21 protein-coding genes are annotated in these 24,606 nt (G+C 72.1%); 9 read left to right on the forward strand and 12 right to left on the reverse strand.

The window, feature by feature from the left end:
• Positions 1-146: 146 nt before the first annotated feature.
• The 5 genes from AB0I91_RS37345 to AB0I91_RS37365 all read right to left on the reverse strand — a co-directional run bounded on the left by AB0I91_RS37345 (position 147) and on the right by AB0I91_RS37365 (position 5,221).
• Positions 147-869, reverse strand: a complete 723-nt coding sequence (locus AB0I91_RS37345) for a D-Ala-D-Ala carboxypeptidase family metallohydrolase (protein WP_498773414.1) — start codon at positions 867-869, stop codon at positions 147-149.
• Positions 870-1,099: 230 nt separating this feature from the next.
• The gene (locus tag AB0I91_RS37350; RefSeq protein WP_498773416.1) at positions 1,100-2,845 is read right to left on the reverse strand and encodes an NAD(P)/FAD-dependent oxidoreductase; all 1,746 of its coding nucleotides are present in this window, start codon (positions 2,843-2,845) and stop codon (positions 1,100-1,102) included.
• Complete coding sequence (locus AB0I91_RS37355; RefSeq protein ID WP_499618290.1) at positions 2,842-3,681, reverse strand: ferredoxin; 840 nt, start codon at positions 3,679-3,681, stop codon at positions 2,842-2,844. The genes AB0I91_RS37350 and AB0I91_RS37355 overlap by 4 nt, the downstream gene beginning before the upstream one ends.
• A 196-nt stretch (positions 3,682-3,877) precedes the next feature.
• Entirely contained in the window at positions 3,878-4,630 is a 753-nt protein-coding gene (locus AB0I91_RS37360) for a DUF4142 domain-containing protein (RefSeq protein WP_499641080.1), read from the reverse strand.
• Positions 4,631-4,642: 12 nt separating this feature from the next.
• Positions 4,643-5,221, reverse strand: a complete 579-nt coding sequence (locus AB0I91_RS37365; RefSeq protein ID WP_498773422.1) for a hypothetical protein — start codon at positions 5,219-5,221, stop codon at positions 4,643-4,645.
• A 177-nt stretch (positions 5,222-5,398) separates the two neighbouring features.
• On the opposite strand from AB0I91_RS37365, the gene AB0I91_RS37370 reads away from it, so the two are divergent.
• The 3 genes from AB0I91_RS37370 (at position 5,399) to AB0I91_RS37380 (ending at position 7,773) form a co-directional block, all read left to right on the forward strand.
• Positions 5,399-5,962 (forward strand): sigma-70 family RNA polymerase sigma factor, encoded by a 564-nt coding sequence (locus tag AB0I91_RS37370; protein ID WP_498773424.1) that lies wholly within the window; start codon positions 5,399-5,401, stop codon positions 5,960-5,962.
• Positions 5,963-5,966: 4 nt separating this feature from the next.
• Entirely contained in the window at positions 5,967-6,701 is a 735-nt protein-coding gene (locus tag AB0I91_RS37375) for an anti-sigma factor family protein (RefSeq protein ID WP_498773426.1), read from the forward strand.
• A gap of 160 nt (positions 6,702-6,861) precedes the next feature.
• Positions 6,862-7,773 (forward strand): NAD(P)-dependent oxidoreductase, encoded by a 912-nt coding sequence (locus AB0I91_RS37380; RefSeq protein WP_498773428.1) that lies wholly within the window; start codon positions 6,862-6,864, stop codon positions 7,771-7,773.
• Here the strand turns inward: AB0I91_RS37380 and AB0I91_RS37385 are convergent.
• Entirely contained in the window at positions 7,726-8,070 is a 345-nt protein-coding gene (locus AB0I91_RS37385; protein ID WP_498773430.1) for a DUF742 domain-containing protein, read from the reverse strand. The two genes, AB0I91_RS37380 and AB0I91_RS37385, sit on opposite strands and share 48 nt — an antisense overlap.
• Positions 8,071-8,658: 588 nt before the next feature.
• On the opposite strand from AB0I91_RS37385, the gene AB0I91_RS37390 reads away from it, so the two are divergent.
• The gene (locus AB0I91_RS37390; RefSeq protein WP_498773432.1) at positions 8,659-9,417 is read left to right on the forward strand and encodes an ABC transporter ATP-binding protein; all 759 of its coding nucleotides are present in this window, start codon (positions 8,659-8,661) and stop codon (positions 9,415-9,417) included.
• The gene (locus AB0I91_RS37395) at positions 9,417-11,954 is read left to right on the forward strand and encodes an ABC transporter permease (RefSeq protein WP_499641083.1); all 2,538 of its coding nucleotides are present in this window, start codon (positions 9,417-9,419) and stop codon (positions 11,952-11,954) included. Before AB0I91_RS37390 ends, AB0I91_RS37395 begins: the two co-directional genes overlap by 1 nt.
• Positions 11,955-12,002: 48 nt before the next feature.
• Here the strand turns inward: AB0I91_RS37395 and AB0I91_RS37400 are convergent, their stop codons facing one another.
• The 6 genes from AB0I91_RS37400 to bdeA all read right to left on the reverse strand — a co-directional run bounded on the left by AB0I91_RS37400 (position 12,003) and on the right by bdeA (position 19,424).
• Positions 12,003-13,067, reverse strand: a complete 1,065-nt coding sequence (locus AB0I91_RS37400; protein ID WP_499641085.1) for an LLM class flavin-dependent oxidoreductase — start codon at positions 13,065-13,067, stop codon at positions 12,003-12,005.
• Positions 13,068-13,178: 111 nt separating this feature from the next.
• Positions 13,179-14,117 (reverse strand): 4-hydroxy-3-methylbut-2-enyl diphosphate reductase, encoded by a 939-nt coding sequence (ispH, locus tag AB0I91_RS37405; protein ID WP_499641087.1) that lies wholly within the window; start codon positions 14,115-14,117, stop codon positions 13,179-13,181.
• 23 nt (positions 14,118-14,140) lie between these two features.
• Positions 14,141-15,181: a family 2 encapsulin nanocompartment cargo protein polyprenyl transferase gene (locus tag AB0I91_RS37410; protein WP_498773440.1), complete on the reverse strand. Its 1,041-nt coding sequence runs from the start codon at positions 15,179-15,181 to the stop codon at positions 14,141-14,143.
• 106 nt (positions 15,182-15,287) lie between these two features.
• Positions 15,288-16,697, reverse strand: coding sequence for a family 2B encapsulin nanocompartment shell protein (locus tag AB0I91_RS37415; protein WP_498773442.1), 1,410 nt, complete (start codon positions 16,695-16,697; stop codon positions 15,288-15,290).
• Between the two features lie 32 nt (positions 16,698-16,729).
• Positions 16,730-18,133 (reverse strand): family 2B encapsulin nanocompartment shell protein, encoded by a 1,404-nt coding sequence (locus AB0I91_RS37420; protein WP_498773444.1) that lies wholly within the window; start codon positions 18,131-18,133, stop codon positions 16,730-16,732.
• Positions 18,134-18,560: 427 nt separating this feature from the next.
• Entirely contained in the window at positions 18,561-19,424 is an 864-nt protein-coding gene (gene bdeA / locus AB0I91_RS37425) for a bis(hydroxyethyl) terephthalate hydrolase (protein ID WP_498779560.1), read from the reverse strand.
• A 170-nt stretch (positions 19,425-19,594) separates the two neighbouring features.
• Here bdeA and AB0I91_RS37430 point away from each other — a divergent pair, with 170 nt between their 5' ends.
• From AB0I91_RS37430 to AB0I91_RS37445, 4 genes are all read left to right on the forward strand, one after another.
• On the forward strand, positions 19,595-22,087 hold the full coding sequence (locus AB0I91_RS37430) for a helix-turn-helix transcriptional regulator (protein WP_498779559.1): 2,493 nt from the start codon (positions 19,595-19,597) through the stop codon (positions 22,085-22,087).
• A 13-nt stretch (positions 22,088-22,100) separates the two neighbouring features.
• Positions 22,101-22,517 carry an acyl-CoA thioesterase gene (locus AB0I91_RS37435; RefSeq protein WP_498779558.1) on the forward strand — a complete coding sequence of 139 codons (417 nt, stop codon included), beginning with the start codon at positions 22,101-22,103 and terminating at the stop codon, positions 22,515-22,517.
• Positions 22,514-23,614 carry a zinc-binding dehydrogenase gene (locus AB0I91_RS37440; RefSeq protein ID WP_499641089.1) on the forward strand — a complete coding sequence of 367 codons (1,101 nt, stop codon included), beginning with the start codon at positions 22,514-22,516 and terminating at the stop codon, positions 23,612-23,614. Before AB0I91_RS37435 ends, AB0I91_RS37440 begins: the two co-directional genes overlap by 4 nt.
• Before the next feature lie 86 nt (positions 23,615-23,700).
• The gene (locus AB0I91_RS37445) at positions 23,701-24,486 is read left to right on the forward strand and encodes a cyclase family protein (RefSeq protein WP_498779554.1); all 786 of its coding nucleotides are present in this window, start codon (positions 23,701-23,703) and stop codon (positions 24,484-24,486) included.
• Positions 24,487-24,606 lie beyond the last annotated feature (120 nt).

The following is a 24,606-nucleotide window of genomic DNA, read 5'->3' on the forward strand; positions in this document are numbered from 1 at the left end:
ACGGGGTGTGGAGGCCCGTCCGCGGCCCGCGGTGCTTCAGCGGATCCCACCGGGTGAAGGGGTTGGCGCCGGCGGGATCCGGAGCTCGGCGCCCGCCGGTCGGGGGGCGGACCGGCGGGCGGCCGTGCGGTGCCCTGGCGGATCGGTCAGATGCCGCAGGACGAGGCCGACCAGAAGCGGCTGCTCCGGTGGTCGACGTGCGTGTGGTCGCCGTGACCCGGGTAGCCCGGGCCGAGGATGCCGTTGAACCCGTGGTTGCGGGCCTGCTGCGCCAGGCGGCACAGCGAGTGCGGACCCGCGCCCAGGTCCACCGCGTCGCCGTACAGGTGCCGCGAGTTGGACGCGCCGCCGACCGCGTTGTTGCACGCGACGCTGCGGAACCCGCTGGTGACCCGGATCGCCTGGTCACCGAGCGCGTGCCGCATCGCCTGCAACTTCCACATCGACACCAGCGCGTTGGCCTTCGCCGTCGCGGCGGACACGGCGCCGCCCGACCAGGTGGAGTTGCACGTGTTCAACTCCGCGTAGGAGAAGTTGATCGGCGTGCAGTCGTCGTCTTGCAGGGCGTAGAGCTTGGAATAGGTCGCCGGGCCGGCGACGCCGTCGGCCGCGAGGCCGTACGCCTGCTGGAAGCGCACGAGGGCCGACTTGGTGGCCGGGCCGAAACTGCTGTCGAGCGCGAGCACCGAGCCGTAGCCCGGGTAGCCGGACAGGCGGATCTGCAACTGCCGCACGTCCGCGCCGGACGCTCCCTGCGAGAGGGTGCGGGACCACGTGTAGCAGCCGTCGGCTTGCGCCGTGCCGCCACCCGTCACGAGAACCACGGCGACGAGCGCTAACGACGCCAGGTAGGACACTAGTCGGAGCACAGGGACCTCCAGACCGGGTTGGGGGACGGCTCTGGAGCCTGTCGGACAGGTAAACTTGCGTCAATCTGTCCTTGATGTCTGAATATTTCACACCACGCGAACAGTTTGTGAACAACTGGTCGTGCGGTGCCTTCGGTGCGGCGAAGCAGGCCGGCCGGACGCCGCCGGTCCACGACCGCGAGCACATGCTCGGCGGTCGGGATCACGGCGGCACGGCGTCGAGGTAACGATCAACGGGGTCTCGCCTTCGGCCCGGTGCGGACCAGCGACCGGCTCTGCCCGCGCGAGCGCACGACCGGGGCGTGCGACGGCGGTAGCGGCAGCGGCTGGGACTCCTGCTGCTGCCGCGGCACCCTGGCCAGTTCGACCGGGTCCGAGAACTGCGTGCGGGCCGGGCCGGGCTCGGAGCGCACGGACTCCGAGCGCGCCGGTTCGGCGCGCGCCGACGCCGCGCGTGCCGCGTTCGAGCGCGCGGCCTCGGACCGGACCGCCTCCTGGAGCAGGGCGTTCTCCAGGCGCAACGCCTCGGAGCGCACGGCCTCGAACCGCATCGACTGCTCCGAACGCGTCGGCTTGGCCCGCGGCGCCTCGAACCGCACCGACTCGGTGCGCGGCGCCTCGAACCGCACCGACTCCTCGTGCCGCACCGGTGAGGCCATCGGTGGCACGTTCGGCGGCACGTTCCGCGCGACGGTCGGGGGCGCGGCGTCCGGCTGCGGCACGGGCTCTGGCGCGGGCTGCGGCACGGGCTGCGGCACGGGCTGCGGCGGGCGGCGCCGGGGTGCGCTCGCGGTCACCCGGTTCTGCCGCCACAGCTCCGTCGACAGCTTGATCATCGCCGTCGGCGCGTCCAACCCGACCATCCCGACCAGCCGCCCGTCGTTGACGAACCCGGTGATGGTCCGGTGGTCCTTCTGCGATCCCGCCAACGTCGTCGTGTCCGTGCCCATCGCCGGCAGGCCCGACCCCTGGATGCGCATGCCGTACTGCTCGGTCCAGAACCGGGGGACCGGGGTGAACGGCCGCGAATTGTCCCTGCCCGCCAACAGGTTCTCCGCGGCCGCCCGCCCCATTTCCACCGCGTTGAGCCAGTGCTCCACCCGACGCGGCTGCCCTCCGAACCGGAGGTTCGGCCACCGCGCGACATCACCCGCGGCCACGATGTCGGACCCGCCGACCACGTGGCACGTGGGGTCGCACAGCACGCCGTCCTCCAGCACCAGACCCGACCCGCGCAGCCAGGCGGTCGACGGCGAGGCGCCCACCGCGATCACCACGACCGCGGCGAAGAACACCTGCCCGTCGGAGAGGTGGATCGCCACCCCGCCCGCCTGGCGCACCCAGTGCCGGATCTTCACGCCCATCGCCATCCGGACACCGCGCACCCGGTGCGCCTCGGTGACCGTGTCGGCGATGTTCTTGCCGACCGCGCTGCCCAGCAACGTGGACGACCGGCTCACGATGGCCACGTCCCGGCCCATCGACTTCACCGACGCGGCCATCTCGCAGCCGATGAGGCCGCCGCCGATCACCACGACCAGCCCCTGCGTCGAGTTGATCGCCTGCTTGATCGCGATCGCGTCGTCCACGGTCCGCAGCACGTGGATGCGCGGGTCCTGGCGCGGCGCGCCCGCGAGGTGGCGCGGCTCGACGCCGGTCGCGATGACCAGCCCGTCGTACCCCAGCTCCTCGCCGCCGGGCAGGCCCACCACGCGCCGGTCCGGCTCCAGGTGGGTCGCCGCCGTGCCCAGCCGCCACACCGCGTTCAGCTCGCGGCTGATGGTCAGCCGCAGGTCGGAGGCGACCAGCTCGCCGTTGATGGCCTCCTTGGACAGCGCGGGCCGGTGGTAGGGCAGGTGCCGCTCCGCGCTCACGATGACGATCTCGCCGCGGAAGCCGAGCTCGCGCAGCCGTTCGCCCGCGCGCAGGCCGGCCAACCCGCCGCCCGCGATGACCACGCGTTCCTCGTTCTTCACCGCACACGCTCCCGCAGCTCGATCGCGCGCATCGGACAGGCGCGCGCGGCGGCCCGCGCCTTCGCGAACTGCTCGGGTGGCGGCCTGCGCTCGTAGCGCAGGCGCTCGTCGTCGACCAGCTGGAACAGCCCCGGCGCCTCGGCCTGGCAGATGCCGTAGCGGTGGCAGCGCTCGTTGTCGACGCTGATGTCCAGCGCGCTGCCGCCCGCGCCGTCCGGCTCGGGCTCGAAACCGGGCTCCGGCTCCAGCATGCCCAGCTTCACCAGCCAGTCCGGCGGCAGGAAGCGGGCGATGGCGATGGTCGCCGTCGGCACCAGGATCGTGAGGCCGGCCAACCACAGCACGGCCAGGTTGCCGTTCGCGATCGCGCCGAACCAGGAGTGGACCACGGTGACGGCGACCGCGGGGTAGGCCAGCTGGTGCAGCCGCAGCCACTTGCGGTAGTAGACCTTCTTGCGCAGGCCCGCGGTGATCGCGAGGGTCAGCATGATCTCCAGGCCGAGGATGCCGAGGGCGTGCCGGAGCAGGCCGCCGTCGTAGAACGGCACCAGGAGCTTCAAGTACGGGAAAGCGCCGAGCTGCAACAGGGTGAACGCGAACGCGTGCAGCGACCCGAACGTGAGGGCCATCGTCGCCAGCACCATGTGGCTGTTGCGCAACCCCTGTCTGCCGGAGATCTTGTTGGCCCAGCCCGTCGCGATCAGCACGCCCCAGCACAGGGTGGCGCACATGGTCGCGTAGGCCAGGCGGGCCGAGATCTGCGCCACGTGGCGCACTCCGGCGTCGTGGTCGCCGCCGGTCGCCTGGGCGATCAGCAGCGGAACCTGGGTGAGCACTGGTCTGTACCTCCGAGATGGCGGGAGAGAACTCGCAGGCGGTGGGAGGGGGCCGACCCGTGGCCGGCCGCCGTTCGGGCCGACCCGCCCGGCGGGCCGCGCAGGAGTGGTCACGACCTGCCGGGCGGGTTTCGAGGGTGTGGAAGTTCTCCGCGTGGGAGACGCGTCGTGGTGTCGGTCCGGCCACCACCTCCTTTCACTTGACGGTGTTGCGGGGCCGCAGCAGGCGCAGGATTGCGATCGTCACGACCGCGCCCACCAGGCACATGAGGAGCACGGAGAGGGGACTCGGGCCGCCCGCCGGCAGCTGCGCCGAGGCCCGCACCGGGTCGGCGGTCACCGCGTTCCCGGGCGCGGCGCCGGCGGCCACGGGTTTGGACAGGCCCATGTCGGTGACCATGTTGGTGCTCTCCAACAGGGTCATGTGCTTGAGCACGATCTGGTTGCACACCTGGGCGAACTGCCGGATCGCCTCGTTGCGCGTGGTCGCCCGGACGGTGGCGATGGCCGGGAAGATCGAGCCGTGCGCGGCGCGCAGCCGGTTGGCGAACGAGTCGTCGAACGCCGCGCCGGTGCGCGCGCGCATCTCCGCCATCCACGACTGCTGGTCGGCGTTGGCCTCGTCCGGCAGCGCGACGCCCATCTGGGACGCCAGCCGCACCACCCGCTCGTCGAGGAACGCGTGGTCGCCGGCCAGCTGGGCGCCGACCTCCTTGACCCGGGTGCTGGCGGCGCGGCTCTGCGCCTCCTCGCCCATGGGCATCTCCCACAGGCCCGCCAGCCGTACCTTGACCAGGAGTTCCTTGTCCTGCGCGGTGATCGGGCCCAGCGGCGTCTGCTCCACCGGTCCCGCGCCCGGCGGGTCGTCGGCGTGCGCGACACCGGGCAGCGCGGGCGCCAACAGCAGGTGCAGGGCCACCGCGACCGCCGCGAAACGCTTGGCTGACATGGGTTTCTCGTCCTAGTAGCCGTCGCCGGTGGACGGTTGGCCGGGCGCCGCGCCGTCGTCGGCCTGCGCCTTCTTGCCCTCGGGCGTCACCGCGAACCACGTGCCGCCCTTGCCCTGCCCGGTCAGGTCGCCCGCCTTCTTGTCGCCCGCGTACCGGTACAGCGGCCACCCGGCCAGCGTGACCTGCTTCCTGCCGTCCGCGCGGGCCACCGACCCGACCAGCGTCGGGTCGACGCCGGAGGTCATGGTGTGGTCGCCGACCAGCACCGGGGGCCACGTCTTCAGGCACTCGGCGTCGCAAGTGGACTTCGACGGTTTCGCGGTGTCCTTGTCGTAGCGGTACAGCGCGAAGCCGCCCGCGTCCGCGACGAACCAGCCCACCTGCTTCGACTCGGTCGCCGAGAGCATCTGGTGCGGCTCCTTGCCGAATTCCGGCTGCTGTTGGAGAGTCGTCGAACCGGAACCGGCGCCGTTCGCGGCGTTCTGGCTCGCCACGTTGTCGACACCGGTCGCGCCGCAAGCGCTGACCAGCATCAACGCCGCGGCTGCCGGAACCAGCAGCAACGCTTTCCGGGTACGTCGACTTCGCATCGTTGGTCCTTTCTCCTGCCGGCGGGTCCGCCGAAAGGGCTAGCGAACCGGTGTCCGGGTCCGAGCCTTTGAAGCGGATACCGTGGAGTACGGACACGATGCGATGACGGTTCACGAACAAATCGACGACTTTTTTTGCGGCCGAACCCTCGACGCGGAAGCCCTCGGCGCGCTTGGATGCTCGGCGTGGCGCGGCACAGACGCAGCACTTCCCCCCAGAGAGATCGCAGTTGGCCGGACGTGAGTCTGGAAGACGAGCTGATCCGCAGGCTCTACCAGGAGTTCGGCAGCGCGCTGCTCGGGCATGCCATGAGGTTGACCGGCAGCGACCGGCAGTGGGCAGAGGACATCGTCCAGGAGACGCTCGTGCGGGCGTGGCGCAACGCCGAGAAGCTGGAGCGGGACCCCGTCCTGCTGCGCTCCTGGCTGTTCACCGTCGCCCGGCGACTGGTCATCGACGACCGTCGCAAGCGGAGCGTCCGACCGCAGGAGTCGGAGTTGACGCCGTCCGACGAGGCCCCGCAGCGGGACGAAGCGGACCGCACGCTGGCGGCCATAGTCGTAGCCGAAGCGATGAACGGACTGACGGAGGAACACCGGGAGGCTATTCTCGAGACGTACTTGCGAGATCGAACGGTCGGGGAAGCCGCGGCGGTGCTCGGGGTACCGCCCGGCACGGTGAAGTCCAGGGTGTACTACGCGCTTCGCGCCCTGCGGCGTGCTTTGCAGGATCGGGGCTGAACAGGTGACTTCGCAGCCGTTCCACGTCGACGTGGCGGCGTACGTCCTCGGTGTCCTCGACGAGGACGAGGTCGACGCGTTCGAGAACCACCTCGCCCAATGCCGTCGATGTGCGCTCGACCTGCGCGATTTCGCCGAACTTCCCGATCTGCTCGACGAGGCCGACGCCAACGGCATGCTGCGCGCCAACGCGGGGGAGCGGCCAGACGGCCGTTCGGTGCGCGCGATGCTCGACTCGGTCTCGGAAACCAGGGCGCGCAAGCGCCGCAACGTCGCGCTGCTGGCCGCCGCCGCCGCGACGCTGCTCGTCGTGCTGACCGCGGTCGTGTCGGTGTACGTCGCCGCACCGTCCGACCCGGTCGCCACGCCCACCACGCCGTCGGTGCCGGAGCAGTCCAACGTGGCGAAGGGCGCCCCGGACGCCTCCGGCTCCATCACCCGCACCGACCCCTCGACCGGCGTGTTCGCCCGGCTCTCGGCCAGCCCCGAGCCGTGGGGCACGTCGGTGCAGGTCGAGGTGAAGGGCGCGAAGGGGCCCACCAGGTGCGAGCTGGTGGCGAAGTCGCGCACCGGCGAGGCGATGGTCCTCGGCTCCTGGCTGGTGACCACGACGGGGCCGGGCAAGGACCCGGTGACGTTGCAGGCCTCCGTCGGCATGCGCTGGCACGACATCGCGGAGTTCGTCGTGCGGGACACGAAGGAAGGCGCGACCCTGGTCCGCCTCCCGACCTCCTCCTGACCCGCGCGCGTCCTACCTCCGGAACGCGCGGGTCCTACGTCCGGAACGCCCGAGTCGATCGCCCGGGACACGCGCGGCGCACCACCTCGCGACGGGCACCGCCGGCACGGCGTTTAATCCCACCAGGGAGGCGGCGCCGTGCCGCCGTGCGAGGGAGGTCTTGGTGGAGGTCGGATTCGTCGGTCTCGGCATCATGGGTCAGCCGATGGCGCTCAACCTGGCCCGGTCCGGTCGGCCGCTCGTGGTGTGGAACCGCTCGCCGCACCGGGCGCAACCGCTGCGGGAGGCCGGCGCGCGGGTCGTGGCGACGGCGGGCGAAGTCTTCGCCGCCGCCGAGGTCGTGATCCTCATGCTCTCCGGCGAGGACGCGATCGACGCCGTCCTCGACCGCGGCACGGACCGCTTCGCCGGGCACGTCGCCGGCCGCACGATCGTGCACATGGGCACGACCTCGCCGGGTTACTCGCACGCCCTCGGCGCCGACGTCCGCGCGGCCGGCGGCGACTACGTCGAAGCGCCCGTCTCCGGCTCGCGCGGCCCGGCCGAGGCCGGCGAGCTCGTCGCCATGCTCGCCGGCGACCGGGACGCGGTGGCACGGGTCCGCGACGTGATCGCGCCGATGTGCGCGGAGGCCGTGTCGTGCGGGCCGACGCCCAACGCGCTGCTGATGAAGCTGTCCGTGAACCTGTTCCTGATCACCATGACCACCGGCCTGGTCGAGGCGTTCCACTTCGCCGAACGGCACGAGCTCGACCTCGGCACGCTGGTCGAGGTGCTGGACAAGGGCCCGATGGCCAGCAAGGTGTCCCGGGCGAAGGCCGCCAAGCTGCTCGCCGACGACTTCGACGCGCAGGCCGCCGCCGCGGACGTCTTCACCAACACCCGGCTGATCACCGCCGCCGCCCGCGCCGCCGGGGTCTCCTCGCCGCTGATCGACCAGTGCCTGGCCCTCATGGGTCGCACGGTGGAACTGGGGCACGGCAAGCAGGACATGGCCGCCGTCGTGCAGGTCCTGCGGGAACGCTCAGATTCGGCGCAGCCCGGAGAGGACGCGTTCCATCAACTCCAGTGAAGGCCGGCCCGCGGCGTCGATCGCCTGATCCTCGTGCACGTTGATCAGGGCCATGTCGGACATGTCGGCCAACAACACCCGGACCACGCCGAGCGGCAACCGCAAAGTCGCCGCGACTTCCGCGACGGAATGCGGATTGCGGCACAGGTCGCTGATGATGCGGTGTTCCGCGGTCGACGTGAGAGCGTCTCTGGCCGCTCTTTCGTTCGTCGTCACGATGGTCTCGATGGCCAGCGTCGTCGCGGAGCGCGTCCGCCCGCCGGTTCTGGTGTAGGGACGCACCCGGAGGGTCGACACACCAGCTCCTCAAAGCCGTCGAAGTGATCATGGTCGAGCGGGGGTCAGGGTCGCCGACGCCGCTAGACCCTACGAGCGATCACCGCTCCTGTCTCGGTTTTCCCGGTATGTGGGAGATTCGACGTGTCGTCGCGACGGTCCGTGCCCGGTCGCTTCCAGGGGGTGTCCGACGCGGTGCGCGGCCCGTGCGCAGGCATCGGATGATCGGACATCTTCACCGTCCGTTCGCCGGTCGTTCGGCTTCGGATCGCCTGGGACTGCTCGTCCCAGGCGTCCGCCGGGGGTCTACCCGATGGGTGTGGGATTCGCGATCACGCTTACCTCGCAGAACACGTCGGGGGTTTTCGGGTGTCCTGGCGATGAGCTCACCACCGAGCGGCTTGTGGCCGGAACCGAAGGTAGTGACGGCTGGAGCGCTCTCACAACGGTTGTTGACCAAGGTTTGATGTTCGGGTTTCCCGCACGGGGCTAGGGGAATTACCCCGACCGCGATTCCGGGGTCATTCCCGACGCGCCGCGAACCGCCCGTCGGCCACATTTACCCCGAGTGGACGGCGAGTGCCGTCCGGTGCGAAGGGGTGGAGTCCGGTGACGCGCAACGGGGGTGCCGCCGCGAAAGCGGTGGACGTGTGGAAGTCCTACGGCACGGGGGAGGCCGCGGTCACGGCGCTGGCCGGGGTGAGCGTCGAGTTCGACCGCGGTCGGTTCACCGCGATCATGGGACCGTCCGGGTCGGGCAAGTCGACGCTCATGCACTGCCTCGCCGGGCTGGACGCGATCGACTCCGGTGAGGTCTGGATCGGGGACACCAAGGTCAACGGCCTGCGCGACAAGGGCCTGACCGACCTGCGCCGCCGCCAGGTCGGCTTCATCTTCCAGCAGTTCAACCTGCTGCCGACGCTCACCGCCGAGGAGAACATCACGCTGCCCCTGGCCATCGGCGGCCGGCAGGTCGACCGGGCGTGGTTCGACACCGTGGTGGACACCGTCGGCCTGCGCGACCGCCTCACGCACCGGCCGACGCAGCTGTCCGGCGGCCAGCAGCAGCGCGTGGCCTGCGCCCGTGCCCTGGTGGCCCGGCCGGAGGTCGTGTTCGCCGACGAGCCCACCGGCAACCTCGACTCGCGCTCCGGCGCGGAGGTGCTCGGCTTCCTCCGCCGCTCCGCCCGCGAGTTCGGCCAGACCGTCGTCATGGTCACCCACGACGCGAACGCCGCCTCGTACGCGGACCGGGTGATCTTCCTGGCCGACGGCCGGATCGTGCGCGAGCTGCACGACCCGACGGCGGCGGCCGTGCTCGACACCATGAAGGCCCTCGACGGCGACGACCGGCTGGTCGTGGCGTGATGCTGAAGGCGACGCTCAAGAGCGTGCTGGCGCGCAAGCTGCGGCTGGTCCTGTCGGGCCTGGCCGTGGTGCTGGGCGTGATGTTCGTGTCCGGGTCGCTCGTGCTGACCGACACGCTGGACCGGTCGTTCAAGGACCTGTTCGCCACCGTCTACTCCGAGGTGGACGTCGAGGTCGCGGTCAAGCCGAAGGTCGACCAGGACGACCCCGAGGCCGCCCGCGCCGGCACCCTTACCGCCGACGACGTCAAGGCCGTCGAGGCCGTGGCCGGTGTCCGCACGGCGGTCGGCGACGTGGCCGGGTCGGCCCGGCCCATCGGCGAGAACGGCAAGGTGCTCACCACCTCCGGCGCGCCGCGGGTCGGCATCGCGTGGCGTGACGGGGGTCAGGAGGAACTGCGCGAGGGGCACGCGCCCCGGCGTGACGACGAGGTGGCGATCAGCGCCTACCTCGCCAAGACCGGCGGGTTCTCCGTCGGCGAGCCGATCTCCGTGCTGACCCTGGAGCCGAAGCGGACGTTCACCGTCGCCGGGATCTTCGGCTACCCCGGCAACCGCGACTCCCTCGGCGGCGAGCTCACCACCGCGTTCACCCAGCCCGCGGCCCAACAGCTCCTGCTCGCCGCGCCCGGCGCGTACAGCGGGATCACGGTGCGCGCCGACGAAGGCGTGTCGCAGGCGGTGCTGCGGGACCGCGTGCAGGCCGCGTTGGGCGACACCTACCAGGTCAAGACCGGCGAACAGCTGGCCAAGGAGTCCGCCGACGAGATCGGCGAGGGCCTGGCGTTCTTCAACTACGTGCTGCTCGGCTTCGCGGGCATCGCCCTGTTCGTCGGCATCTTCATCATCCTCAACACCTTCTCGATCATCGTCGCGCAACGCACCCGTGAACTCGCGCTGCTGCGGGCGATGGGCGCGAGCCGCAGGCAGATGATCGCCTCCGTCGTGATCGAGGCCGTGGTCATCGGCCTGATCGCCTCGGTGGTCGGCCTCGGCGCTGGCATCGGCGTCGGCGCCCTGCTGGCCGCGGTGTTCAGCGCGGTCGGCGGCGGCAGCATGCAGCTCGCGGGCATCGCGGTGCCGTCCTCGGCGATCATCTCGTCGTTCGCGGTCGGCATCGTGGTGACCGTGCTGGCGGCGCTGCTGCCCGCCGTGCGCGCGTCCCGCATCGCGCCGGTCGCGGCCCTGCGCGAGGCCGCCACCCCGGACCGGCCGCTGACCAGGCTCACCGTCGGGGGCGGCGTGCTCTCGCTGGCCGGCGGCGCGATGCTCGGGCTCGGGTTCGCCGACGGGACGCTGTGGCTGATCATGGCCGGGCTGCTGGTGGCGTTCGTCGGCGTCGCGCTGCTGACGCCGCTGGTCAGCAGGCCCGTGGTGTCGGTGATCGGCAAGCTGCTGGCGTGGTCGATGCCCGGCACGCTCGGCAGGCGCAACTCCGCCCGCAACCCGCGCCGCACCGCCATCACGGCCGCCGCGCTGATGGTCGGCATCGCCCTGATCACCGGCGTGAGCGTGGTGCTCACCTCGGCCACCACCAGCATGACCAAGGTCGCCGACACGCAGATCAAGGCCGACCTGATCATCTCCGGCGAGTCGGTCAACGGCGAGAGCAGCGGCGCGTTCACCGCGGACCGGCTCGACCGGGTGCTCGCCACGCCGGGCGTCGAGTCCGCGTTCGGCTGGTACAACGACGGCGTCCTGATCGACGGGCAGCGGAAGTTCGCCACCGTGACGACCGACGTGCCCGCGATGCAGCGCGTCTTCGGGCTCAGCGCGGCCGGCGGCACGCTCGCCGACCTCGCGGACGGCGAGATCGGCCTCGACGAGACCACGGCCACCGCGCTGGGCCTGAAGCCCGGCAGCACGGCGACCGTGCAGACGACCAAGGGCGGGGAGCGCACGTACACGGTCGCGTTCGTGCTGGCCAAGAACAGGATGGTCACCGAGTCCGTGTTCCTGCCGGAGTCGGTCGTCGGCGAGTTCGCGCTGGCGCAGGTCAACACCGCGTTCGTGAAGGCCGACCCCGGCACGGACGTCGCCGCCCTGCGCCGGGGCATCGAGCCGGTGTTCGCCGACAACCCCGAGGTCTCCGTCCAGGACCTCAGCTCCTACGTGCGGCAGCAGGCCTCGCAGCTCGACACCGTGCTGCTGATGATCCAGGTCCTGCTCGCCCTGGCCATCCTCATCGCGGTGCTCGGGGTGATCAACACGTTGGCGCTGTCGGTCATCGAGCGGACCCGCGAGCTCGGCCTGCTGCGGGCGATCGGCATGCGCCGGGCGCAGGTGATGCGGATGATCACCGTCGAGTCGGTGGTGATCTCGGTGTTCGGCGCGCTGCTCGGCCTGGTGGTCGGCACCGCGCTGGGCGCCGCGGCGGTCCGGGCGCTCGGCGACCTGGGCATCACCGACCTGGGCATCCCGTGGGCGCAGCTGGGCGGCTACCTGCTGATCGCCGCCGGCGTCGGGGTGGTCGCGGCGATCCTGCCCGCGATCCGCGCCGCCCGGCTGGACGTCCTGCGGGCGATCTCCTACGAGTGAGCGGTGACGCGCCCGGTCGGTCTGCTCGTGGCCGGCCGGGCGTCCCGCTCACCCGGCGGGCCGGTCCCCGAGCGCCGGCATCACGTGGTCGTGCACCAGTCGCAACTGCTCGCGCATCGTGGCCACGCCGGGCAGGTCCATGCCGGTGAAGGACTTCACCAGCGCCGCGTCGGTGATGGCGAGGATCAGGTGGTTGACGCCGGTCGACGCGATCTCGGACCTGAGCTTGTCCGCGCACTCCTCCGGCGTGCCGGCCACCGACAGCTTGTCCGCCAGCTCGGGCGGGGTCAGCTCGAACGCCCGGTCGAGCCGGCCTTCGCCCACCGCGGCGATGACGTCGGTCAGGGACGCGGGGTCCACCCCGTTGCGGGCCAGTTGCTCCTTCGACATCGACGACGCGTACAGCCCGACCATCGCCCTCGCGGCGTCCTTCGCAGCCCGCCCGTCCGGGCCCGTGGCGAACACGACCCACGCCCCTAAGTCCAAGGTGGACATGTCGCGGCCGGCCCGCTCGGCCCCGATCCGCACGTTCTCGACCATGTACTCGTACGCGGACCTGGTGTAGCTCAGCGCGTGGTGCACCCCGTCGGCCAGCTCGCCCGCCACCTGGAACGACTTCGGCCCGCGCATCGCGCCGAGCTTGACCGGGACGTGCCGCTGGACGGGCCGGGCGAAGGTGAACAGACCGCGGTAGCGGAAGAACTCGCCCGCGTAGTCGATCGAGCCCTCGTCGAGCAGGGTGCGCAGCACGTGGTGCGCCTCCTTGAGCCGGGACAACGGCTTCGTCCCCGCCCAGTCGATGCCGTACTGGGCGAGCAGCCCGAAGTTCCCCGAGCCGAGCACGCACTCGGCACGACCGCCGGTGAGCTCGTCGAGGGTCGCGGTGGCCTGGGCGATCAGCGACGGCTCCCGCAGCGTCACCGGGGACAGGCTCGGGCCGAACCGGATGTTCTCGGTCTTGTCCGCCGCGGCGGCGAACAGCAGCCAGAGGTCCTTGTGCCACGTCTCGTCCGCCGCGTAGCAGGCGTAGAACCCCAACGCGTCGGCGAGCTTGATCGACTCGATGGTGTCGTCGAGCGGGTAGTCGGGCAGCAGTACGAAGCTGAATCGCATGGGACAACCTTCCACGAAGCCTCCGCGCGCCTCCAGCCTCGCCGGACGTTCTCACGCCAACGGATCAGGCCGGGCACCCGGCGTGCCCGTCGATTGCACCGTCGGGGTCGGTCAGGCGGTGGGCCCGGCCCCGCGCACCGCCGCGGGCAGGGTGAACCGGATCGTCTCCCGCGCCGTCTCGCGCACCTGGACGTCCCACGCGCCCAGCGCCTCGATGACCTCGTCCACCAACCGCGGCGGCGCGGACGCGCCCGCGCTCACCCCGACCACCCGCGTGCCGTCCAGCCAGTCCTCCCGGATGTCGGAGACGTCGTCGATCAGGTGCGCGGGCGTGCCCATCCGGCGGGCGGTCTCCACCAGCCGCACCGAGTTCGACGAGTTCCGCGAACCCACCACGAGCACCACGTCGGCCTCCTGCGCGATCTCGCGCACCGCGTCCTGCCGGTTGGTGCTGGCGTAGCAGATGTCCGCCGACGAAGGACCGCGCAGCGCCGGGAACCTCTCCCGCAGCGCGGCCAGCACCTCGGCCGTCTCGTCCATGGAGAGCGTCGTCTGGGTCAGGTAGGAGACCCTGGTCGGGTCGGCCACCTCCAGCGCCCGCACGTCCGCGACCGTCTCCACCAGCACGGTCCGCGCGGGTGCCTCGCCGAGCGTGCCCTCGACCTCCTCGTGCCCGGCGTGCCCGATCAGCACCACCGTGTCGCCGCGCGCGGCGTACCGCTTCGCCTCCGCGTGCACCTTGGTCACCAGCGGGCACGTCGCGTCGATCACGTCCAACCCGCGGCGCGCGGCCTCCTCGCGCACCGCGGGCGACACCCCGTGCGCGGAGAACACCACGGTCGCGCCGTCGGGCACCGCGTCCAGCTCGTCGACGAACACCGCGCCACGCGCCTCCAGCTCGGTCACCACGTGGGTGTTGTGCACGATCTGCTTGCGCACGTGGATCGGCCCGCCGCGTTGGTCCAGGAGCCGGTCCACGATGTCGATCGCCCGTTCCACACCGGCGCAGAACGACCGGGGCGACGCCAGCAGCACAACGGGGAAAGCCATGGCCACTCCTGGGTAGGCGGGTGTCAGTGGTCGCGTCGGGTGGCCAGGCGGGCCACCGCGTCCAGCTCGCGCGCGGCCCGCTCGGACGGCCCGGCGGCGCGCAGGTGCTCCCGCGCCCGGGCCAGCAGGTCGTCCGCCCGGCCCTGGCTCCACGCCCGCGCGCCCGAGATCTCGATCAGCTCCGCCGCGCGCGCCAGCTGGGCTTGGCCGAGCGGCTGCTCGGAGTGGTACAGCGCGTCCAGCTCGCGGGCGGCGGGCGTGTCCGAGGTCAGCGCCGCCACCACCGGCAGCGACTTCTTGCGGTTGCGCAGGTCCGAGTACACCGGCTTGCCGGTCACCGCCGGGTCGCCCCAGATGCCGAGCAGGTCGTCCACGAACTGGAACGCCAGCCCCACCTTCTCGCCGAACGACCGCAGGTGCTCGACCTGGTCCGCCCGCCCGCCGCCGAACAACGCGCCCAGCGCGCAGGCCGCGCCGAGCAGCGCGCCGGTCTTGCACTCGGCCATCCGCACGCACTCGGCCAGGCGCACGTCGTCGCGCTCCTCGAAGGCCAGGTCGGCGCTCTGCCCGTCCAGCAGCCGCTGCACCGCGGCCGACAGCACCCGGATCGCCTGCTGCGCCTTCGGGTGACCGCTGCCCGCCAGCACGTCCAGCGCCAGCGTCAGCAGCGCGTCACCGGCCAGGATCGCCGGGTTCACGCCGAACACGTGCCACGCCGTCGGCCGGTGCCGCCGGGTCTTGTCGCCGTCCATCACGTCGTCGTGCAGCAGCGAGAAGTTGTGCGCCAACTCCACCGCCACCGCGGCCGGCAGCGCCGCGTGCGCCGCGCCGCCCACCGCCTGCGTGCCCAGCAGCACGAGCGCCGGCCGGATCGCCTTGCCCGCGTCCGCGCCCGTCGGCCTGCCGTTTTCGTCCCACCAGCCGAAGTGGTACCCCGCGATCGCCCGCATCGAGTCCGGCAACCGGTCCACCGCCGTGCGCATCGCGGGGTCGAGCCCGGCACGGCTCCAGTCCAGCACCTCGCGCGCGGTCCGGTGATCGCGGCTCACGTCCAGGTCGGTCATCGCCACAGCTCCTGTTCGGGGGATGCGCCCGGCCACGGAGCACGCGCGGGCGGGGGAGGTGGGGCAGCCGGGCGTGGCGGCCCGGCTGCCGTGCACGACGGTGCGGTCAGGACCGGCCGAGCTCGACGTGCTCCAGCACCCCGAGCGCGTCGGGCACCAGCACGGCCACCGAGTAGTAGGCGGTGACCAGGTAGGACACGATCGCCTTCTCGTTGATGCCCATGAACCGCGCGTTCAGGCTGGGCTGCACCTCGTCGGGGATGCCGGGCTGGTGCAGCCCGATCACGCCGTTGTCCTTCTCGCCGATCCGCATGGCGAGGATGGAGGTCGTGCCCTGCGGGGTGATCGGGATCTTGTCCGACGGCAGCAGCGGGATGCCGCGCCAGGTGACCACCCGCGTGCCGTCCACGTCGGCGGTGCCGGGGTACAGGCCGCGCTTGCTCGCCTCCCGGCCGAACGCGGCGATCGCCCGCGGGTGGGCCAGCATGAACGCCGTCTTGCGCCGCCGGGACACCAGCTCGTCGAGGTCGTCCGGGGTGGGCGGGCCGGTGCGGGTGTGGATGCGCTGCCTGAGGTCCGCGTTGTGCAGCAGCCCGATCCGGCGGTTGTTGAGCATCTCGTGCTCCTGGCGCTCGCGCAGGGCCTCGATGGTCAACCGCAACTGCTGCTCGGTCTGGTTCATCGGGTGGTTGTAGAGGTCGGCGACGCGGCTGTGCACCCGCAGCACGGTCTGCGCCACTTCCAGCTCGTACTCGCGCGGCGAGAGCTCGTAGTCCACGTACGTCGCCGGCAGGTCCGGCTCGCCCTCGTGGCCGGAGGCGATCTCGATCGCCGCCTCGCCGTGCTTGTTCTGCGGCTTGCCGGCGTTGGCGGCGAACGCGTCGATGTGCGCGCGCAGGGCGTCGGCCTGCCCGTTCAGCTCCTGCACCGACCGCCACGGCAGCGCCAGCACGATCACCGGGGTGACCGCCTTGATGGTGAAGTCCCACACCACCTCGCCGCCGTACATCACCTCGTCGCCGAAGTGGTCGCCGTCGGCCAGGGTGTCGAGCACCGTCGCGTCGCCGTACTTGCCCTGCCCGATCTTGTTCACCTTGCCGTGCGCGACGAGGTAGACCTCGTCGGCCCGCTCGCCCGACGAGACCAGCACGTCGCCCGGCTGGAACTCCCGCTGCCGGAACCGGTCGGCCAACGCGACCAGCACGTCGTCGTCCGGGAAGTCGCGCAGCACGGGCAGCTCCCGCAGCTCCTGCGGGATCACCCGGATGTCGGCGCCGGTGCTGGTGAAGCTCACCCGCCCGTCGCCGAGCGCGTAGGTGAGGCGGCGGTTGACCCGGTACGTGCCTGCCTGGGTGCTCACCCAGGGCAGCTTGCGCAGCAGCCACCGCGGCGAGATGCCCTGCATCTGGGGGGTGGACTTGGTGGTGCTCGCCAGGTTCCGCGCGCCCGCGGTGCTCAGGCTCTGCCGCTGCTGCTCGGCCTCTTCCGGTGCGAGGCCGGGGTCTGTCACGGTCACTTGGGCTGCCCAATCTGGTCGGGGGGACTGGTTCAGTCTTCGCGGCCGAGTTCCACGTGCTCCAGCACACCGATCGCGTCCGGCACGAGGATCGCGGTGGAGTAGTAGGCGCTGACGAGGTAGGAGATGATCGCCTTCTCGTTGATGCCCATGAACCGCACCGACAGACCGGGCTGGTACTCGTCGGGCAGACCCGTCTGGTGCAGGCCGATGACGCCCTGGTTGTGCTCGCCGGCGCGCAGCAGCATCACCGAGCTGGTGCGGGTCTTGGTGATCGGGATCTTGTTGCACGGCAGCACGGGCACGCCGCGCCACGCGGGCACGTGGTGGCCGTTGAGGTCGACCGTCGAGGGGTAGATGCCGCGCTTGTTGCACTCGCGGCCGAACGCGGCGATCACCTTCGGGTGCGCCAGGAACGCCGTCGGCTCCTTCCACACCGTGGCCAGCAGGTCGTCCAGGTCGTCGGGGGTCGGCGGGCCGGTGCGGGTGTGGATGCGCTGCTTGAGGTCGGCGCTGTTGAGCAGGCCGAAGTCGCGGTTGTTGACCATCTCGTGCTCCTGGCGCTCGCGCAGCGCCTCGATGGTCAACCGCAACTGCTGCTCGACCTGGTCCATCGGCTGGTTGTAGAGGTCGGCGACGCGGCTGTGCACCCGCAGCACGGTCTGCGCGACGCTCAGCTCCAGCTCGCGCGGCGCGACCTCGTAGTCGACGAACGTGCCGGGCAGGTCGGGCTCGCCCTCGTGGCCCGAGGCGATGTCGATCTCGGCCTCGCCGTAGGCGTTGGACCTGCCGCCCGTGGTGGACATCCGCTGGATGTGCGCGCGCAGGCCGCCCGCCTCGCCGTTGAGCTGCTCGAACTCCTCCCACGGCAGCACCAGGACGATCACCGGCGTGACGGCCTTGATGGTGAACTCCCACTCGCCCTGCGGCCCGGCCAGGACGCCGCCGCCGAAGTACTCGCCGTCGGCCAGCGAGCCGAGCACGGTCTGGTCGCCGTACTCGCCCCGGCCGATCTTGTTCACCTTGCCGTGCGCGATCAGGTGCACCGCGTCCTGCGGCCGGCCCTCCTCCACGATCACCGCGCCGGGCTCGTACTCGCGCTGGGTGAACCGGTCGGCCAGCGCGCCGAGCGCCTCGACGTCCTCGTAGCCGCGCAGCAGCGCCAGCTCGGTCAACTCCTGCGGGATGACCCGCACGTCCGCGCCGATGTTGGTGAACGTCAGCCGGCCGTCGCCGATTTCGTAGCTGAGCCTGCGGTTGACCCGGAAGGCACCGCCCTTCGCCTCCACCCAGGGCAGGACTTTCAGCAGCCACCGCGAGGTGATGCCCTGCATTTGGGGAACGGACTTGGTCGTGGTCGCGAGGTTTCGCGCCGCCGCCGTGCCGAGGCTCAAGCGAGGTCGCTCGGTCTCCAAGTCCGGATCGGTCACAGTCACCGCTCACACCGCCAATCGGATTCTCTCGATGGTCCGGATCGACCGTAGTGAGCCTGAATGCCTTACGGGAAGCGGCCGATGTGACGACATCCCTGAGGGTCAATCGGGCCTGTTGCGCGTACTCACCGTGGACCTTGTCCACCTCGCAAGTAATTAACGGGTGATCTTGGCGTGCATTGGTGAACATTCGTGGCGAAAGGGAATCTCTCCTTCGTTTGTCGTAAGAATGTTCACCGGAACGTGTCGTTGACAATGGCCGATGCGACGTGCGGTCGTCAGTCCGCGCATGTGCGGGCGGAAAGTTCAATCGTCGGTGGGACACGAAAACGCGGTGCCGACGTGATGTCGACACCGCGTGGTCGATTCGTGGAACGGACGTGGCGTCGCGATCGGTCGCGACGCCACGCCCGGGTCTGCGATCGGTGGGTCAGACCGAGTGCGGACAGGTGTCCCGGTAGTCCGAGATCAGCGAGCTGTTGGCCGGGGACGGGCACAGGAACTGCTCGTAGCGGGTGTCGTTGTCGATGAACCGCTTGAGCCACGCGATGCTGTACTTCGCGATCGTCGTGTTCGAGGTGTTGGGCGCGAAGTGGCTGGCGCCGTTCAGCTCCAGGTACGCCTTGTCCAGGGTGGACGGCAGCGAGGTGTAGAACGGGATCGAGTGCGACGACACCGGCGCGACCGAGTCGTTCTCAGCGCCGACGACGAGGGTCGGCACCCGGTTGCTGCCCCAGGTCTTGTCGGTGTGCCACCCGGTCAGCGGGATCGCCGCCTGCAGGGACGGGCGCTGCTCGGCGGCCCGCATGGTGCCGCCACCACCCATCGAGTGGCCCATCAGGCCCAGCCGGGACGCGTCGATCCGGGTGCGCACCGTGCTGCGCTGGGTCAGGTAGTCCAGCGCGGACAGCAGCTGGCTCGCCCGGCTGTCGGGCTGGTCGTAGATGGTGTTGGTGTCGATGGTGAACACCACGAAGCCCTGCGACGCGATGCGCGGGCCCAGCCAGTCGATGCTGGACTGCGTGCCGGTGAAGCCGGGCGAGATGGCGATCGCGCCGAAGGTGCCCTCGGCGGTGCTGGTCGGGTAGTAGATCGTGCCACCGCCGAAGCCGGTGACCGACAAGGAGGACACCGTGGTGGAGGCGGTGGCGAACGGGCCGCGGGACGCCTCGATGCTGGAGTTGGTCGGCGCGGGACCGCGCCGGTACTCCTCCTCGGCGTGCGCCGGCGTCACGCCGACCAGCGACAGGGCCAGCGCGGGGATCAGCGCGGGGATCAGTTTGCGGAGTTGCACGTCGGTGTACACCTCGCTTGGCAGGGAACTACGGACAGCGATGACCTTGCGCCACTACGTGAGCGCTCCGCATCGGTGCAACCACCGGTCCCGGCGCGAAAACTAACACTGGTAGATAATTTCTGCCGCAACTCTTCCGCCGGACGTCGCCCTCCCGCCAGACTGGCCACATGCTGCGCGGACGTGACCGGCAGCGCGTCGCCGTCGACGCGTTGCTCGCCCGCGCCCGGGCCGGTCACGGCGGGGCGCTGGTCCTGCGTGGCGGCCCGGGCGCCGGCAAGACGGCGATGCTGGCCGCCGTTCGGGAGTCCGCCGCCACGACCGACCGCCAGGTGCTGCTCTGCGTGGACGACGCCCACCTCCTGGAGGACACCGACTGGCTCGTGGAGCTGGCCGCCGAGGCCGCCGACGAGCCGGTGGCCGTGCTGATCGCCACGGAGGGCGAGCCGCTCGGGCTGCCGTGGGTCCGGCTGGACCCGCTCGACCACGCCGACAGCCTGCGCGTGCTGCGCGACCTGCGGCCCGGCCTCGCGCCGGGGCTCGCCGACGACGTCGCCGACCTGGCCAGGGGCAACCCGCTCGCGCTCACCGAACTGGCCCGCGCGCTGACCTCCGAGCAGCTCGGCGGCACGGCGCCCGCGCCAGACGAGCTGCCCGAGGACAGCTCGCTGCGGGCCCGGTTCAGCGCCCGCTTCCACGCCCTCTCGCCGCAGGCCAAGCACGCGGTGGCGTTGACCGTGGTGGACGACGAGGTCGACGCCGACGCGCTGGCCCGGATGCCCGACCTCGACCTGGCCGCGGTCGAGGAGGCCGACGCCCTGCTCGACGGCGGCCCGCTGGTCCGCTCCACGCTGCGCACCGCGATCCCGCTGGCCCTGCGCTACGCCGCGCACGCCGCGCTGGCCGAGAACCTGCCGCCCGGACCGCGCCGCACCTGGCACGAGGCCGCCCGCGTGCCCGGCGTGCGCGACGCGTTCGCCGAACGCCTGGAAGCCTCCGCGAGCCGCGCCCGCCGCTGCGGCGACTACCCGGCCGCCGCCCGCGACCACGACCGCGCCGCCGCGCTCGCCGCCGACCCGGACGCCAGGGCGCGCCACCTGATCGCCGCCGCCACCGACCACTGGGCCTCCGGCGCGCCCCGCCGGGCCCGCGTCGCGCTGCGCACCGCGGCACGGCTGACCGACAGCGGCGAGCTGCGGGCGCGCACCGAGCTGCTGCGCGGCGGCATCGACCTGGGCAACGGCCTGCCGGACGTCGCGGTGCGCCGGCTGCTGCACGCGGCGGGCGAGCTCGTGGGCACGCACCGCACGCTGGCCATCACCGCGCTGGGCTTCGCGGGCGAGGCGGCCAGCATCGCGGGCGACCACGCCCGGTACGCCGAGACCGCCGCGTTCGCCGCGAGCCTGCGCCGGCCCGACGAGCCCGACGAGACCCGGATCACCCTGGACCACCTCGCGGGCATGGCCGCCACGTTCGCCGGCCGGCACGAGGAGGCCCTGCCCGTGCTGCGCTCGGTGATCGAGCTCGCCGAACGGGTGCCGCACCCGCAGGCCAAGATCTGGGGCGGCCAGGCGGCCTACACCCTCGGCGACGCGTCCAGGGCGCACGAGCTGGCGACCAGCGCGGTCACCGCGGCGCACGAGCACGGCCTGACCGCGCTGGTGCCCTGGGCGCTGGTCTACCGCGCGTTGTCGGCGTTGCTGCTGGACCAGCACTCGGTGGCGTTGTCCGCCGCGTTCGAGGGCGTGCACGCGGCCACCGCCATCGGCCAGCACAACGCCGTGGTCGACCACCTCACGATCCTCGCGCTGGTCGCTGCCCTGCGCGGTGACACCGACACCGCGATGCACCGCATCGACGCCGCCGCCGAGCAGATCGCCGAACGCGGGCTCGGCCGCTCCGGCACGTTCGGCGCGTGGGCGTTCGCCTGCGTGGACCTCGTGCTCGACCGGCCGGCCGACGCGCTGGACCGGCTGCGGCTGATGGCCGCCGGCTCGGGCGGCGTGCACACCGGCATCAAGGTGATGGCCGCGCCGCACGTGGTGGAGGCCGCCGTCGGCTGCGGCCGGCCCGCCACCGCGGACCGCGCGCTGCGCCGGTACGAGAAGTGGGCGGGCACCACGGGCAGCGCGGCCCGGCTCGCGCTGTCGCACCGCTGCCGCGGTCTGCTCGCCGACGGCCTGCGCGCCGAGGACCACTTCCGCGAGGCGATCCGGCTGCACCGGGCCAGCGGCACCGCCATGGAACTGGCCAAGACCGAGCTGTTCTACGGCCACCGGCTGCGGCGCGACCGCAAGCCGCGCGCCGCGCGGGACCTGCTGCGCGACGCGGTGAAGATCTTCCAGGGCTACGACGCCGACCGCTGGGTCGCCCGGGCCCGCGCGGAGCTGCGCGCGGCGGGCGAGGCGGTCGGCCCGACCCAGGCCGACCGGACCGCCGACCGCGCCGCCAACCGGGCCGCGGGCCGCTCCGACGTCGACCCGACCGCGGGCCTGACCCCGCAGCAGGCGCAGATCGCCCGCCTGGTCGCCGAGGGCGCGACCAACCGCGAGGTCGCCGCGCGGCTGTTCCTGAGCCACCGCACCGTCGAGCACCACCTGCGCAACATCTTCGCCAGGCTCGAGGTGCGGTCCCGGGTCGAGCTGACCCGGATGCTCGACTGACTCAGGAGGATTGGTGCGCGAGCAGTACCGGCACTGGCAGCGGATACCGACCAGGTGGCACGACAACGACGTGTACGGGCACGTGAACAACGTCGTGCACTACGCCTTCATGGACACCGTGATCAACACGTGGCTGATCGCGGAGGGCGGGTTGGACATCCACCGCGGGCAGGCGATCGGGTTGTGCGTGGAGTCCCACTGCAACTACCGCGCGTCCATCGCGTTCCCGGAGGCCGTGGACGCGGGCCTGCGGATCGGGCACCTCGGGCGCTCCAGTGTCCGCTACGAGGTCGGCTTCTACCCGGAGGGACGGGACGACGTGGTCGCCGAAGGGCACTTCGTGCACGTGTTCACCGATCGCGGGACCCGCAAGCCGGTGGCGATCCCGGACGGCCTGCGCGCCGCGATGGAAGGGCTGGTGGTCGCGTGAAGACCAGGGGCGCGGTGCTGACCGGGGTCGGCGGACCGCTCGAGGTGCTCGACCTGGACCTCGACCCGCCGGGCCCGGGGGAGCTGCTGGTCAAGGTGGGCGCCACCGGGCTGTGCCACTCGGACCTGTCGGTGATCGACGGTTCCCGGGTGCGGCCGCTGCCGATGCTGCTGGGCCACGAGGCCGCGGGCGAGGTGGTCGAGACCGGGCCCGGCGCGTCCGACTTCGCCGTGGGCGACCGCGTGGTGCTGTCGTTCGTGCCGGCCTGCGGTTCGTGCCGCCGGTGCGTGTCCGGGCGGCAGGCGCTGTGCGAGCCGGGCGCGGCGGCCAACCGCGCGGGCACGCTGCTCGGCGGCGGACGGCGGCTGCGGCTGCCCGACGGCACGCGCCCGCACCACCACCTCGGCGTGTCCGGGTTCGCCGACTACGCCGTGGTGTCGGAGAAGTCCGCCACGCTCGTGCCCGCCGACCTGCCGTTCGAGATCGCCGCCCTGTTCGGCTGCGCGGTGCTCACCGGCGCGGGCGCGGCGTTCTACAGCGCGGCCGTCACGCCGGGGGACCGGGTCGCGGTGTTCGGTCTCGGCGGCGTCGGGCTCGCCGCGCTGCTCGCCGCACGGGCGGCCGGCGCGTCGCAGATCATCGCGGTGGACGTGGTGGCGCACAAGCGCGAGCTGGCGCGCGGCCTCGGCGCGACCCACGACGTGGCCGGCGGTCCCGACGCGGTGGAGGAGGTGCGCTCGTTGACCGGCGGCGGCGCGGACAAGGTCATCGACACCACCGGTGTCGCGGCCGTGCTGGAGCAGGCGTACCTGGCGACCGGCGCGGGCGGCACCACGGTGACCGTCGGCCTGCCGCACCCCGACCGCACGATCACATTGCCCGCGCTGAGCCTGGTCGCCGAGGAGCGGACGCTGAAGGGCAGCTACCTCGGCTCGTGCGTGCCGCGGCGCGACGTGCCCCGGTTCGTCGACCTCTACCGGGCCGGGCAGCTGCCCGTGCAGGAACTGCTGTCGGGACGCCTCGCACTGGACGACATCAACACCGGGTTCACCCGTTTGGCCTCCGGAGAAGCCGTCCGCCAGGTCATCCTCTGGTGATCACCCAGCCGGTACGGTTGCCCGGATCGGGTGACGGCTAGGCGGAGGAGTGGTCGGCGGTGCGGAGACGCTCGATGCTCGCGGGTGTGGCGACAGCGGTGGGCGGCATGTTCGCGGGCGGTGGTGCGGCGGGCGCTTCGGGTCGTTCGGGCAGGCTCGGCCTGGCCGACTACCGGTTGGTGAACCTGGCGCACGTCAACGACCCGGACCGGACCAACGTCTACCCCGGCGACCCGGCGTTCACCCTCACCACCGTGACCACCGTGCCGGAGCACGGGTACTACCTCCAGTACGTGCAGCAGGGCGAGCACACCGGCACGCACTGGGGCGCGCCCTCGCACTTCAACGACGACCAGCCGCACGCCGACGAGCTCGACGCGGAGGACCTGTTCCTGCCCGCGGTCAAGATCGACGTGCGGGAGCGGGCCGCGCGCGACGCCGACCACGAGGTGAGCGTCGCCGACCTGCAGCGGTGGGAGAAGCAGCACGGCCGCATCCCGAACGAGGCCGCGGTCGTGCTGTGGACCGGGTGGGAGGAGCGCTGGGGCACCCCGGCGTTCTTCAACTTCGACGCCGACGGGCGGATGCACCAGCCGGGGTTCTCGCTGGAGGCCGTGCGGTGGCTGGTCGACACCGGTCGCCTCGGCCGGCGCGGCGCGCTGGGCACGGACACGTTCAGCCCCGAGTCCGCGCTCGACGCCGAGTACCGGGTCTCCAAGCTGCTCTACCGCGAGCACCGGATCAGCCTGGAGGTCCTGGCGAACCTGGCCGAGCTGCCCGAGCAGGGCGCGCACGTCCTGGTCGGCGGCACGGTCAACCGCCGCGGGTCCGGCTCGCCCGCCAGCGTCTACGCCTTCGTGCCCAAGCGCTGACCCCGGACGGGTGATCGCCGGGCGTCAGCCGCAGCCGGCGGCGAGCAGCGCGGCCTGGACCCGGTTGTCCATCCGCAGCTTCGCGGCGGCGAGCGCATCGCCGCCGCCGTCCGCGACGTG

It is taken from the genome of Actinosynnema sp. NPDC049800 (assembly GCF_040656635.1).
Classification (GTDB): domain Bacteria; phylum Actinomycetota; class Actinomycetes; order Mycobacteriales; family Pseudonocardiaceae; genus Actinosynnema.